At 67.9% G+C, this 12,232-nt stretch carries 13 protein-coding genes; 9 read left to right on the forward strand and 4 right to left on the reverse strand.

Going from position 1 to position 12,232, the window contains the following annotated elements; translation table 11 throughout:
* The first annotated feature begins 39 nt into the window (after window positions 1-39).
* Window positions 40-612, forward strand: coding sequence for a CDP-diacylglycerol--glycerol-3-phosphate 3-phosphatidyltransferase (gene pgsA, locus HV783_RS26235; protein ID WP_006390551.1), 573 nt, complete (start codon window positions 40-42; stop codon window positions 610-612).
* A 196-nt stretch (window positions 613-808) separates the two neighbouring features.
* Window positions 809-2,095, forward strand: a complete 1,287-nt coding sequence (locus tag HV783_RS26240) for an MFS transporter (protein WP_116792124.1) — start codon at window positions 809-811, stop codon at window positions 2,093-2,095.
* A gap of 108 nt (window positions 2,096-2,203) precedes the next feature.
* Here the strand turns inward: HV783_RS26240 and HV783_RS26245 are convergent, their stop codons facing one another.
* Window positions 2,204-3,280 (reverse strand): tartrate dehydrogenase, encoded by a 1,077-nt coding sequence (locus HV783_RS26245; RefSeq protein WP_175190165.1) that lies wholly within the window; start codon window positions 3,278-3,280, stop codon window positions 2,204-2,206.
* 135 nt (window positions 3,281-3,415) lie between these two features.
* Between HV783_RS26245 and HV783_RS26250 the strand changes: the two genes are divergently transcribed.
* The gene (locus HV783_RS26250) at window positions 3,416-4,324 is read left to right on the forward strand and encodes a LysR substrate-binding domain-containing protein (protein ID WP_006384814.1); all 909 of its coding nucleotides are present in this window, start codon (window positions 3,416-3,418) and stop codon (window positions 4,322-4,324) included.
* Window positions 4,325-4,509: 185 nt separating this feature from the next.
* A complete protein-coding gene (locus HV783_RS26255; protein WP_049072765.1) occupies window positions 4,510-5,514 on the forward strand; it encodes a cytochrome-c peroxidase in 1,005 nt (334 codons plus the stop codon).
* A 59-nt stretch (window positions 5,515-5,573) separates the two neighbouring features.
* On the opposite strand, the gene queF is transcribed toward HV783_RS26255, so the two are convergent.
* The gene (queF, locus tag HV783_RS26260) at window positions 5,574-6,398 is read right to left on the reverse strand and encodes an NADPH-dependent 7-cyano-7-deazaguanine reductase QueF (RefSeq protein ID WP_054503219.1); all 825 of its coding nucleotides are present in this window, start codon (window positions 6,396-6,398) and stop codon (window positions 5,574-5,576) included.
* A gap of 322 nt (window positions 6,399-6,720) precedes the next feature.
* On the opposite strand from queF, the gene aceA reads away from it, so the two are divergent.
* Window positions 6,721-8,040 (forward strand): isocitrate lyase, encoded by a 1,320-nt coding sequence (gene aceA / locus HV783_RS26265; RefSeq protein WP_020929020.1) that lies wholly within the window; start codon window positions 6,721-6,723, stop codon window positions 8,038-8,040.
* Between the two features lie 115 nt (window positions 8,041-8,155).
* Here aceA and HV783_RS26270 read toward each other — a convergent pair whose 3' ends face one another.
* On the reverse strand, window positions 8,156-9,058 hold the full coding sequence (locus HV783_RS26270; RefSeq protein ID WP_054503218.1) for a LysR substrate-binding domain-containing protein: 903 nt from the start codon (window positions 9,056-9,058) through the stop codon (window positions 8,156-8,158).
* Window positions 9,059-9,199: 141 nt separating this feature from the next.
* Between HV783_RS26270 and HV783_RS26275 the strand changes: the two genes are divergently transcribed.
* Genes HV783_RS26275 through HV783_RS26285 form a run of 3 tightly spaced genes read left to right on the forward strand, consistent with a single transcriptional unit; the run spans window position 9,200 to window position 10,937 of the window.
* A complete protein-coding gene (locus HV783_RS26275; RefSeq protein WP_175190166.1) occupies window positions 9,200-9,745 on the forward strand; it encodes a sugar ABC transporter in 546 nt (181 codons plus the stop codon).
* 7 nt (window positions 9,746-9,752) lie between these two features.
* On the forward strand, window positions 9,753-10,079 hold the full coding sequence (locus HV783_RS26280) for a hypothetical protein (RefSeq protein ID WP_063581311.1): 327 nt from the start codon (window positions 9,753-9,755) through the stop codon (window positions 10,077-10,079).
* An 18-nt stretch (window positions 10,080-10,097) separates the two neighbouring features.
* Window positions 10,098-10,937, forward strand: coding sequence for an MBL fold metallo-hydrolase (locus HV783_RS26285; RefSeq protein WP_054503215.1), 840 nt, complete (start codon window positions 10,098-10,100; stop codon window positions 10,935-10,937).
* Window positions 10,938-10,957: 20 nt separating this feature from the next.
* Here HV783_RS26285 and HV783_RS26290 read toward each other — a convergent pair whose 3' ends face one another.
* Window positions 10,958-11,746, reverse strand: coding sequence for an AraC family transcriptional regulator (locus HV783_RS26290; RefSeq protein ID WP_116792118.1), 789 nt, complete (start codon window positions 11,744-11,746; stop codon window positions 10,958-10,960).
* 123 nt (window positions 11,747-11,869) lie between these two features.
* On the opposite strand from HV783_RS26290, the gene HV783_RS26295 reads away from it, so the two are divergent.
* The coding region (locus tag HV783_RS26295; protein WP_175190167.1) for an alpha/beta fold hydrolase at window positions 11,870-12,232 on the forward strand (363 nt) is incomplete at its 3' end.

A 12,232-nucleotide genomic window follows, 5' to 3' on the forward strand; every position in this document is an offset into this window, starting at 1 on the left:
ACAGCCAGTGCAACCCGGCTGATGTAGCATACGGACACTATGCCAATTAACGTACCCATAATTCTGACGTGGCTGCGTATCGCCATGATTCCGCTGGTGGTAGGGCTGTTCTACCTGCCTGAAAGCTGGTTGTCCGTGCCGGTGCGCGACACCTTTGCCGCCTGGGCGTTCATCATCGCCGCCCTGACCGACTGGTTCGATGGCTGGCTGGCGCGCCGCTGGAACCAGACGTCGGCGTTCGGGGCGTTCCTGGATCCGGTGGCCGACAAGCTGATGGTCTGCGCCGCGCTGATCGTGCTGCTGGACCTGAGCCGCGTCGATGCCTTCATTTCGCTCATCATCATCGGCCGCGAAATCACCATTTCGGCGCTGCGCGAGTGGATGGCCAAGATCGGCGCCAGCGCCAGCGTGGCGGTGCACCGGCTGGGCAAGTTCAAGACCGCCGCGCAGATGGTGGCGATTCCGTGCCTGCTGTACAACCAGCCGATCCACGGCATCTCCACCAAGATGCTGGGCGACGTGCTGATCATCGTGGCCGCGGTGCTGACGGTCTGGTCGATGCTGTATTACCTGCAGCGCGCCTGGCCCGCGATCCGCGAGAAAGCGCAGTAACCCGCGGCGGCCCGGCTCGCGCCCGGGGCCGTCCTGACAGATCAAGAGCGAAGCCGGCGGGGCGAGGACCGCGACCGGCCCGGCCATGCGCCGCATTCGCCATTGGGACAACGCCGGCCTGGCCGGACGTTGCTGGAGACAACCCGCGAGCCGCCCCGGGGCGGCCGCCTTTCGCCGCTGCCCGCGGCCTTGCGCAATGACTACCGCTGCATCCCCCCTTGCCTCGGACGCCGCCGTCCGCCGCCGCGACTGGCAGATCATCCTCTTGATCGGCGTGGCGCATGCCTCGTCGCACTTCTTCCAATTGGTCCTGCCGTCGCTGTACGTGTCGCTCGGCAACGAGTTCGGACTGGACTTCGCCCGCCTCGGCCTGCTGGTGTCGACCTTCTATGTGGTCTCGGGCATCGGCCAGGCCTCGTCCGGGTTCGTGGTGGACCGCATCGGCGCGCGGCCGGTGTTGTGGTTCGGCCTGGCCTGTTTCGTGCTGTCCGGCCTGCTGATCGGCTCGGCCACCGGCTACCCCATGCTGATGGCGGCCGCGGTGGTCGGCGGCATCGGCAATTCGGTGTTCCACCCGGCGGACTATTCCATCATCAACCACCGCATCACGGCGCCGCGCCTTGGCCATGCCTTTTCCACCCATGGCCTGACCGGCAACCTGGGCTGGGCCCTGACGCCCGTGTTCATGACCTCGATCACGCTGCTGGCCAACTGGCGCGTGGCGGCCTACAGCGCCGCGGCGCTGGTGGCCTTCGTGCTGCTGCTGACCGTGCTGGGCCGCGACCTGCTGGGCGGCGCGGAGCCGGCCCAGGCCGACGGTGCCAAGGCCGGCGCGCGCGCCGCGCCCAAGCCGCAGGAAGGCGTGCTGACGACCCTGGCCACGCTGCTGTCCAAGCCGGCGCTATGGGGCGCGTTCCTGTTCTTCGCCTGCACCTCGATCGCGCTGTCGTCGGTGCAGAACTACACCATTCCGCTGCTGGGCCAACTGTACGACCTGTCCAAGGTGGCGGCCAGCTCGGCGCTGTCCGGCTACATGGTGGCGTCGGCGGTGGGCATGGCGGCCGGCGGCTTCCTGGTGTCGGCCAACCCGCGCACCGAGCGCACGGTGATGGTGGCGCTGATCCTGGCCGGCCTGACGCTGGTGGTGCTGGCGCTGGGCCTGGTGCCGGCGCTGTTCGCCGCGCCGGTGGTGGCGCTGGCCGGCTTCTGCTCGGGCGTGGCCGCGCCGTCGCGCGACATGCTGATCCGGCGCGTGACGCCCAAGGGCTCGACCGGCTCGGTCTACGGCCTGGTGTATTCCGGCATGGACGTCGGTTCGGCGCTGGGACCGCTGGCTTTCGGCCTGCTGCTGGACGCGGGATTGCGCCAGGGACCGTGGATCGGCGCGGGCGTGGCGTTCGCCGCCGCCGCGCTGCTGGCGCAGTGGATCGCGGTGCAGGCGCGCCGGGCCGATCCCGCCGCCGCGGTGCCGGCGCGTTCCTGACGCGTCCGCCATCGCAGCAGGCAGAACGCCGCCCTCGGGCGGCGTTCTGTTTTGGGGCCGGCGGGTTTGCCGCCGTCTTGGGAAGGAGAGCGCTTGCCGCGCCCGGGATCAGCCTTGCGCCTCGATATGGGCGGCAATGGCGCGGCCGATGTCCTCGGTGCGGGCCTGGCCGCCCAGGTCGGGCGTGCGCGGGCCGTTCTTCAGGCAGTGTTCGATGGCGGCCAGGATGGCGTCGTGTGCGTCCTGGCTGCCCAGGAACTGCAGCATCAGCGCGCCCGACCAGATCATGGCAATGGGGTTGGCGATGCCCTTGCCGTAGATGTCCGGCGCCGAGCCGTGCACGGGCTCGAACAGCGACGGGAAGGCGCGCTCCGGGTTCAGGTTGGCCGAGGGCGCGATGCCGATGGTGCCGGTGCAGGCCGGACCCAGGTCCGACAGGATGTCGCCGAACAGGTTGGAGGCCACCACCACGTCGAAGCGCTGGGGCTGCAGCACGAAGCGCGCGGCCAGGATGTCGATGTGCTGCTTGTCGGTCTTGACGTCGGGGTACTGCTGGCCGACGGCGTCGGCGCGCTCGTCCCACCAGGGCATGCTGATGGCGATGCCGTTGCTCTTGGTGGCGATCGTGAGCTGCTTGCGCTGGCGCTGGCTGGCCAGCTCGAAGGCATAGCGCATGACGCGGTCGGTGCCGTGGCGGGTGAAGACCGATTCCTGGATCACGATCTCGCGCTCGGTGCCGGGGAACAGGCGGCCGCCCAGGTTGGTGTATTCGCCTTCGGTGTTCTCGCGCACGATGAAGAAATCGATGTCGCCCGGGCGCTGGCCGGCCAGCGGGCACGGCACGCCTTCAAACAATCGGACCGGACGCAGGTTGATGTACTGGTCGAACTCGCGTCGGAATTTCAGCAGCGAACCCCACAGCGACACGTGGTCCGGCACCGTGGCGGGCCAGCCGACCGCGCCGAAGAAGATGGCGTCGTAGCCCTGCAATTGTTCCTTCCAGTCGGGCGGCATCATTTCGCCGTGCTGCGCGTAGTACTCGCAGTTGGCCCAGGGGAAGGTGTCGATCTGCAGCGCCAGGCCGAAGCGGCGGGCGGCGGCCTGAACGGCGCGCAGGCCTTCGGGCAGGACTTCATTGCCGATGCCGTCGCCGGCGATGGCTGCGATTTTGTGGACGTGGGACATGCGGAACCTGAAAAGAAAAGGGGAAGGGCGTCCCGCGCCGCGCCGTCGGGCGCGTTGCAGGGGATGGCAGCCATGGTAGGTGTCCCCACAGTCCATCTACAATGGGCTACTGCGTGAAATTACCCTGCACGAATCGTGAATAATGACCTGCTCCCCGCCGACCTGCGCGTATTCAACGCGGTGGTGCGCGCCTCCAGCTTTTCGCGCGCTGCCGAAGACCTGGGCATGTCGGCCGCCTACGTCACCAAGCGCATCCGGCTGCTCGAGGCCAGCCTCGGCACGCCGCTGTTCCATCGCACCACGCGGCGCGTGGTCGTCAGCGAGGCGGGCGAGCGCGTCTACCACTGGGCCCAGCGCATTCTTGACGACGTCGAGCACCTGGTCGAAGAAGTCGGCGTCACGCGCCGCGAACCGCGCGGCCTGCTGCGCATCTGCAGCAGTTTCGGCTTCGGGCGGCGGGTGGTGGCGCCGGCGCTGTCGGCGTTCGTGTCGCGCCATCCCGCCGTGCAGGTGCGCTTCGAGGTGTTCGACCGCCTGGTCGACGTGGCCGCCGAGGGCTACGACCTGGACGTGCGGGTCGGCGACGATATCGCGCCGCACGTGATCGCGCGCAAGCTCGCCGCCAACCACAGGCTGCTTTGCGCGGCGCCGTCATACCTGGCCGAACGCGGCGCGCCGCGCAAGCTGGACGACCTGGCCGCGCACGACTGCCTGGTGATCAAGGAGCGCGACCATCCCTTCGGCGTCTGGCGCATGCGGCGCGGCGAGCGCGAGCACACCGTCAAGGTGCGCGGACCGCTGTCGGCCAACAATGGCGAGATGGTGGTGCAGTGGGCGGTGGACGGCCGCGGCATCATCCTGCGCTCGGCCTGGGACGTGGGCCCGCTGATCGCCGCCGGCAAGTTGGTGCCGGTGCTGCCGCAGTACCGCCAGGAGGCCAACATCTGGGCGGTGTACCCGGCGCGGCTGAACGCCTCGGCCAAGGTGCGGGTGTGCGTGGATTTCCTGGAGGCGCATCTGCGCCAGCTCGACGCCAACGACTGACGCGATCGGGTCGCGCGGCCCGCCGGCCTGGCGGATCGAGGCAGTCAATTCGGATTGCGTCAGGTCAAGCCGCCGTTGCGGGGCGCGCCGACGCGCCGGCGCCCTTGACGCATCGCAAGCCGCCCGCCGGCCGGCTCCGATGTAATGACCTTTGTATGGATAAGGTTATTCAACAGGAGAAAGCCATGAGAAAGAAGCACGCGATGCTCGCGGCGGGTGTCGTCATTGCGCTGTGGGCGGGCCAGGCGTCGGGTGCGCCTCGCCAGGAACCGATCCAGCCGATCGAGGCGGCGGTGGTCAAGGACCCGGCCAAGGTGGAACTGGGCAAGAAGCTGTTCTTCGACCCGCGCCTGTCGCGCTCGGGCGCGATCTCCTGTAATTCCTGCCACAACCTGGGCATGGGCGGCTCGGACAACCTGAAGGCGTCGATTGGCCACAAGTGGCAGCAGGGTTCGATCAACTCGCCGACGGTGCTCAATTCCAGCCTGAACATCGCCCAGTTCTGGGACGGCCGCGCCAAGGACCTGCGCGAGCAGGCCGGCGGCCCGATCGCCAATCCGATGGAAATGGCCTCCACCCACGAACTGGCGGTGCAGGTGCTCAATTCCATTCCGGGCTACCGCGCCGAGTTCAAGCAGGTGTTCGGCAAGGACGGCATCACCATTGACGAGGTGACGGGCGCGCTGGCCGCCTTCGAGGAAACGCTGGTGACGCCGAACTCGCGCTTCGACCAGTGGCTCAAGGGCGACGACAAGGCGCTGACCGTCCAGGAACTGGCCGGCTACACGTTGTTCAAGAACAGCGGCTGCGTGGCGTGCCACAACGGCGTGGCGGTGGGCGGCAACTCGTTCCAGAAGATGGGGCTGGTGGCGCCGTACCAGACCGACAACAAGGCCGAGGGCCGCGCCGCCGTCACCGGCAAGGACGCCGATCGCTTCAACTTCAAGGTGCCGACGCTGCGCAACGTGGCGTTGACCTATCCGTACTTCCATGACGGCGAGGCCGCCACCTTGACGCAGGCGGTGGACGTGATGGGCCGCCTGCAATTGGGCCGCACCTTCACGCCGGACGAGAACGCGCAGATCGTGGCGTTCCTGAAGACCCTGACGGGCGACCAACCGGCGATCCAGTACCCGCTGCTGCCGCCGTCGGCGGACGACACGCCGCGGCCGGCGCCGTTCGTGAAGTAGAGGAGGGGGGCGCCGCCTGTGAAGGGCGTCGTTCGCCTCGGGGCGGACGACGACCGTTTTTACTGGCGCACCGTGCGCACGTCGGCCGGCGGCGCCGTCTCGACGTTGCTGCGCCACGGGTTGATGTCCAGCCCGCCGCGCCGCGTGTAGCGCGCATAGACCGTCAGTTGCTCGGGCGCGCAGGCCTGCATGATGTCGGTGAAGATGCGTTCCACGCAGTGCTCGTGGAACTCGGCGTGCTGGCGGAACGAGATCACGTAGCGCAGCAGCGACTCGCGGTCGATCGGCTTGCCGCGGTAGCGGACCTGCACGCTGGCCCAGTCGGGCTGGCCGGTCACCGGGCAGTTGGATTTGAGCAGGCGCGAGCACAGGGTTTCCTCGACCACGTCGCCGGCGCGCGTGCGCAGCAGCTCGGGCGCCGGCTCGTAGGTGTCGATCTCGATGTCGAGCTTGTCTATATAGATACCGTCCAGTTCCCCCATGCGCAGTTCGCCAAAGCGCTGCGGCAGGATGAAGTCCAGCCCCACGGGCGCGCCGGCGGCGGCGCTCAGGTCGCGTTCCAGGCGGCCGCGCAGGGCGGCCGAGTTGACCAGCCGGGTCTGGTTGAACGAGTTCAGGTACAGCTTGAACGACTTGGACTCGATGATGTTGGGGCTGTCGGCCGGCACCGAGAACGTGGCCATCGCCACCCGCGGCTTGCCCTTGGCGTCGAGCCAGGACAACTCATAGGCGTTCCACAGGTCCACCCCGGTGAACGGCAGCGGGCCGCTCGCCAGGTTGAGCGCCTCGCGGTTGTGGGCGCGGGCGATGGGGAACAGCAGCGAGGGGTCGTATTGCGAGACGTAGGTCACGCTCTGGCCCAGCGGGCCGTGAGACAGCGTCATGGAAAGGTCGTCTGAAAACGTGGAGATGACCGCATTGTAGGCGGTTGCGAAGGGCCTATTTTTCGCATCATGAAACGCCGCTCCCGGCATGTGAAAGTCCGTGCTGCGCCGCCGCGCGAGGCCATTTCACGGATGACAATTGCGTTCCGTAATGCGGAATGAGAGAAATAACTTATTGATTTATATAAATAATATTTTTCCTCTTATATAAGAGGCGCGGCCACATTGCTCCGCAGCACAGGCATAGACTTTCTCCAACGATTCACGCAATGCAACCCCGAAGTTTTCTTGCCTTTTCAGCCATAGACCAAGGAGCATGACCATGAGCCACCGCGAAACCGAAATCCGCAATCTGCAGAAAGACTGGGCCGAGAACAGCCGCTGGCAGGGCATCAAGCGCGACTACAGCGCCGAGGATGTCATCCGCCTGCGCGGCTCGATCGCCGTCGAGCACACCCTGGCCCGCCGCGGCGCGACCCGCCTGTGGGAGCAACTGCACAGCGAGCCTTTCGTCAATTCGCTGGGCGCCCTGACCGGCAACCAGGCCATGCAGCAGGTCAAGGCCGGCCTCAAGGCCATCTACCTGTCGGGCTGGCAGGTGGCCGGCGACGCCAACCTGGCCGGCGAGATGTACCCCGACCAATCGCTGTACCCCGCCAACTCGGTGCCGCAGGTCGTGCGCCGCATCAATAACTCGCTGACCCGCTGCGACCAGATCCAGTGGATGGAAGGCAAGAACCCGGGCGACGAGGGCTACATCGATTTCTTCGCGCCCATCGTGGCCGATGCCGAAGCCGGTTTCGGCGGCGTGCTGAACGCCTTCGAGCTGATGAAGGCCATGATCGAGGCCGGCGCCTCGGGCGTGCACTTCGAGGACCAGTTGGCGTCCGTGAAGAAGTGCGGCCACATGGGCGGCAAGGTGCTGGTGCCGACCCGCGAAGCCGTGGCCAAGCTGGTCTCGGCGCGCCTGGCGGCCGACGTGATGGGCACGCCCACCGTGCTGCTGGCCCGCACCGACGCCGACGCCGCCGACCTGGTGACCAGCGACGTCGACGAGAACGACCGTCCTTTCATCACCGGCGAGCGCACGGTGGAAGGCTTTTTCCGCACCCGCGCCGGCATTGACCAGGCGATCTCGCGCGGCCTGGCCTACGCGCCGTACGCCGACCTGATTTGGTGCGAAACCTCCACGCCCAACCTGGAATACGCCCGCAAGTTCGCCGACGCGATCCATCGCCAGTTCCCGGGCAAGCTGCTGGCGTACAACTGCTCGCCGTCGTTCAACTGGAAGAAGAACCTGGACGACGCCACCATCGCCAAGTTCCAGCGCGAGCTGGGCGCCATGGGCTACAAGTTCCAGTTCATTACGCTGGCCGGCTTCCACGCGCTGAACTACGGCATGTTCGAGCTGGCCCACGGCTACGCCCGCCGCCAGATGAGCGCCTTCGTCGAATTGCAGCAGAAGGAATTCGCCGCCGCCGACCTGGGCTTCACCGCGGTCAAGCATCAGCGCGAAGTGGGCACCGGCTACTTCGACGCCGTGACCCAGACCATCGAGGGCGGCCAGTCCTCGACCACCGCGCTGACCGGCTCGACCGAAGAGGCGCAGTTCGAGCACGGTAAGGAGCAGAAGGCCGCCTGAGCCGGACGGGCTTGATTGTGCAGTTGCAGTTGTAGTGCTGTTGTAGGGTGGATTCAGGGTGCCTTCGGGCACCCTCTTTTTTGGGCGGGCGCCGTCGCGCGATGGGAGCGGCGTCCTACGGCCCGGCTGCTGCCGCGTTACCCGCTTCTTGCCTTAGCCATTCGGTGAACGCCTGGATAGGGGGCGGGCTCAGGGTGAACGGTTCGGGGAGGACCAGACAGAAGGCCTTGGAGACGGTTTTTGCCTGGGGCCATGGCGCTACCAGCCGGCCCATGGCGATTTCGGTTTCCACGTAGAGGCGCGGCACCAGCGCCACGCCCAGTCCGGCCAATGCCGCTTCGATCAGCATGGCATGCAGGTCGTAGCGCACGCCCAGCGCCGCGTTGGCCAGGGGGATGCCGGTTTCCCGCGCATACCGCTGCCAGGCGTCCGGATTCTGCCGCCGATGCAGTCGCGGCAGGGCGTCCAGGGCCATCGGGCCGGCGTCGCCTTCCACCAGCGCGGGATGGCACACGGGGATCAGCACTTCGTCGAGCAAATGCTGCGTATGCATTCCAGTCCAGGCCGGATGCGCGAAATGGATCGCGGCGTCGAACCCGCTGCCGGCCAGGGCGAACGGCTCCAGGCGCTCGGCCAGATGCACGGCGATGTTCGGGTGCTGCCGCTGGAATCGCGGCAGGCGCGGAATCAACCAACGCATGGCGAAGGTGGGCACCGTGGCGATGTCAAGGTTGGCGCTGTCCTGCCGTTGCCCGATCAGGTATTGGCTGTCCCGATCCAGGCGGTCGAGCAGTTCGCGCACCTGGGTTGCGTAGCGCGCGCCGTTGGGCAGCAGCCGGACGCGGTTACCTATCCGCTCGAACAATGGAACGCCGAGAAAGGCTTCCAGCCGGCCGATCTGGCGGCTGATGGCGCCTTCGGTGACGGCCAGTTCGTCGGCCGCGCGGGCGAAGCTGCCATGGCGGGCGGCCGCCTCGAAGGCCATTAAGGAAGTATTGCTGGGAATCCTGCGGCGCATGGGGCGAGTTCCGGTTTGCCTTGATGTTTGCTCAATGAAGCATACCGAAAAATCGTTTTATGGCGTCTTTTTCAGGCCATACCATGATGAAACCTCAATCAAGGCGCCGGGCACGAAACATGGCCGGCCGCGACCGAACCCATGATCTACACCGTCGAATGCAGTTTCTCGGACCCCGCCAGCGAAGGGGCCTGGAATGATTTCTACAGCCTGAAAAAGCTGCCCGCGCTCATTTCCGTAAGCGGTTTCCAGACCTCGCAGCGCTTTCAGGCGCTGAGCCCGGGTTGCCCGACCTACCTCGCCGTCCATTCGATCGACGGGCTCGAGGTGTTGCTCGGCGAGGAGTATCGGCAGAAGGGCGGCGGCAACTTCGCCCGATGGCAGCCGCACATCACGGACTGGCACCGCAATCTCTATGCCGGCCTGGCGCGAGCCCCCGCCATTGCCGCGGACGAAACCCTGCTGGTCAGTGACGTCGGCGCCGAGCCGCTGGTCGCGCTGGGCCTGACGCCCGCCGCCATGCACGCCGTGGCGCTGGACAAATCGCCCGGGCACCGGTGGCTGGCGAAGTGCCCGCGCGGCGCGGATGGCCAAGCCCCCGCACTGCCGTCCGGCGTGCACCGCTATGCGCCGATGACGGCGCAGTTGGCGAATGCGCGCGGGGCCGGCCGCGATGCGTCGAAGTAGCGCCGCCATGCCCAACGTGACATTTTTCTTCGCGGCGCCATGCATGCCGGCCGACCGCGATCTGGCGGAGTTGGCCGAGGCATGCACGGGGCTGTGCGTTGACGTGCTCGGCGCGGCGCTGGAGAACGTGCACATCATCAACCTGGCGGTTCACCCCGGGCGCGGGCTTCCGGCATTCGCGGAAGTCCAATTCCGGCTCGAACCGTTCCGCCCGCCCGCCGTGATGGAGGCCTTCATGGCGGGGTTGGATGAGGCCATCCTGCGCATCACGGGGCTGACCGCGCGCATCCGCTGCTTCGGCCATGCGGCAGGAGCCATCCATGCGCGCCATTGAGCATTCTGGAGGATCGCCATGCAACCCATGACCTTGCCAAGCCTGCGGATCGGTGAGTTCTCGATCACCGCCATCAGTGACGGATACCTGTCCGCCGCCCTTGAATCGCTCTCCAACATCGACCCGGAGGATGCCGCCAAGCTGCAGCGCGACGCGGGCGTCTCCGACCCCGGCGCCATCCATATCAATGGCTATCTGGTCCGGGGCAGGGGCCGCACGCTGCTGATCGATGCGGGCGCGGGCGGATTCAAGCAATGGGGCGGCAAGCTCCTGGCCAACCTGGCGTTGGCCGGCGTGCAACCCGGCGACGTCGATACGGTGCTGCTGACCCACGCGCATCCCGATCACATTGGCGGATTGCTGGATGCCGCGGGGCGGGAAGTCTTTGCGCGGGCCGAGCTGGTTGTACATGCGCGGGAGGTGGCGTTCTGGCAAGACGATGGCAATCTCGCGCGGGCCAGCGAGCGCGCACGCGGCAACTTCCAGTTCGCCCGCGAGGTGTTCGGCGCGTATCGAGCCAGGATGCGCACGTTCACGGGCCGCGAGGTCCTGCCCGGCATCGACGCGGTGCCCCTGCCGGGGCATACCGCCGGGCACTCCGGCTTCCGTATCGAGTCCGACGGACGGAGTGTGCTGGTCTGGGGGGACATCGTGCATTTTCCGCAGATCCAGATCGCGCGCCCCGATGTGTCGATCGCCTTCGACCAGGATCCGACCCTGGCCGCCAACACGCGCTCGGCGCTGCTGGACATCGTCAGCGCGGACGGACTCCTGGTTGCCGGCATGCATCTCGGCGAACCCGGCTTTGCCCGTATCGCGCGCCAGGGCGACGGCTACCGCATCGCCTACGAGACCTGAGCGGGACGGCCCCGGTTGTCTCAGGCGGGGCGGCCGTTCGAGGCCAGGTAGGCACTGGGCGCCTGGCCCAGCGCGCGCCGGAACGCGCTGGTGAAGGCGCTCGCGCTGGCGTAGCCCAGGTCCAGCGCGACGCGGGTCACGGGCTGGCCCTGGCTCAGGCGCTCGATCGCGGCCAGCAGGCACGCCTGCTGGCGCCAGGCGCCGAAGCTGATGCCGGCTTCGGCGCGGAACTGGCGGGTGAAGGTGCGCCGGCTCATGCCGGCCGCGGCCGCCATCGTGTCCAGGTCCGTCGTGATCGACGGCGCCGCCCATAGCGCGCGGCAGGCGCGCGCCAGGCGCGGGTCGGCGGGCAGCGGCGCGTGCAGCGACAGCGCCGGCATGGCGGCGATTTCGGCCGCCAGCAGCGCCATCAGCTTGCCGGCGCGGCCGTCCAGGTCGTAGAGCGCGGGCAGGTCGATGGCTTCATCGAGCAGGTGGCGCAGCAGCGGCGAGACGGCGTGGACCCGGCATTCGGCGGGCAGGCCCAGGGCCTGCGCGGCGCGCGCGGTGAGAAAGGTGTTGAGCATGGTCACCGCGCCGCTCATGGTCATCTGGTGATCCATGCCCGCCGGCACCCAGCAGGCGCGTTGCGGCGGCACCAGCCAGCGGCCCGTCGGCGTGGCCACGCTGATGGCGCCGCGCGCGGCGTAGGCGAACTGGCCGCGGCGGTGGGCGTGCAGCGGGAAGGTCAGGCCGGCCGGGTAGTCGCATGCCGTCACCACCACGTCGCGCGGAATGTCCTCGTAGGGATCGACCAGGGTATTGCGCATGGCCTGGATTCTACAGTGAATGACCCGATATCGAAGGCGGGCCGCCGGCGCCCGGCCTACGATGCCGCCATTGTCCATCGCGTTCGCTGCCCTGCGGCGCATCGTCACACTCCAGGAGCCGACATGGCCAACACTTTCCATCGCGTGGGCCACGGCCCGCATCCCGTCATCGTGCTGCACGGCTGGTTCGGCGACGCGCACGCCTTCGAGCCGATCGAACCCTGGCTGTCGGGCGCGGACTTCAGCTACGTCTTCATGGACTACCGCGGCTATGGCGGCATGCGCGAGGCGGCCGGCGAACATTCGATCGACGAGATCGCCGCCGACGCGCTGGCGCTGGCCGACGCGTTGGGGTTCGAGCGCTTCAGCCTGGTGGGCCATTCGATGGGCGGCATGGCGATCGAGCGGGTCGCGGCGCTGGCGCCCGAGCGGGTGCGCGCGCTGGTGGCGGTGGCCCCGGTGCCGTGCGGCGGCGTGGCCATGGCG

The organism is Achromobacter dolens, assembly GCF_902859745.1.
Taxonomy (GTDB): domain Bacteria; phylum Pseudomonadota; class Gammaproteobacteria; order Burkholderiales; family Burkholderiaceae_B; genus Achromobacter; species Achromobacter dolens.

Bases quoted from the DNA above. Each gene is read 5' to 3' on its own strand.
- pgsA (WP_006390551.1), top strand. From the start codon at position 40: ATGCCAATTAACGTACCCATAATTCTGACGTGGCTGCGTATCGCCATG.
- HV783_RS26240 (WP_116792124.1), top strand. From the start codon at position 809: ATGACTACCGCTGCATCCCCCCTTGCCTCGGACGCCGCCGTCCGCCGC.
- HV783_RS26245 (WP_175190165.1), bottom strand. From the start codon at position 3,280: ATGTCCCACGTCCACAAAATCGCAGCCATCGCCGGCGACGGCATCGGC.
- HV783_RS26255 (WP_049072765.1), top strand. From the start codon at position 4,510: ATGAGAAAGAAGCACGCGATGCTCGCGGCGGGTGTCGTCATTGCGCTG.
- queF (WP_054503219.1), bottom strand. From the start codon at position 6,398: ATGACGCTGTCTCACGGCCCGCTGGGCCAGAGCGTGACCTACGTCTCG.
- aceA (WP_020929020.1), top strand. From the start codon at position 6,721: ATGAGCCACCGCGAAACCGAAATCCGCAATCTGCAGAAAGACTGGGCC.
- HV783_RS26270 (WP_054503218.1), bottom strand. From the start codon at position 9,058: ATGCGCCGCAGGATTCCCAGCAATACTTCCTTAATGGCCTTCGAGGCG.
- HV783_RS26275 (WP_175190166.1), top strand. From the start codon at position 9,200: ATGATCTACACCGTCGAATGCAGTTTCTCGGACCCCGCCAGCGAAGGG.
- HV783_RS26280 (WP_063581311.1), top strand. From the start codon at position 9,753: ATGCCCAACGTGACATTTTTCTTCGCGGCGCCATGCATGCCGGCCGAC.
- HV783_RS26285 (WP_054503215.1), top strand. From the start codon at position 10,098: ATGCAACCCATGACCTTGCCAAGCCTGCGGATCGGTGAGTTCTCGATC.
- HV783_RS26290 (WP_116792118.1), bottom strand. From the start codon at position 11,746: ATGCGCAATACCCTGGTCGATCCCTACGAGGACATTCCGCGCGACGTG.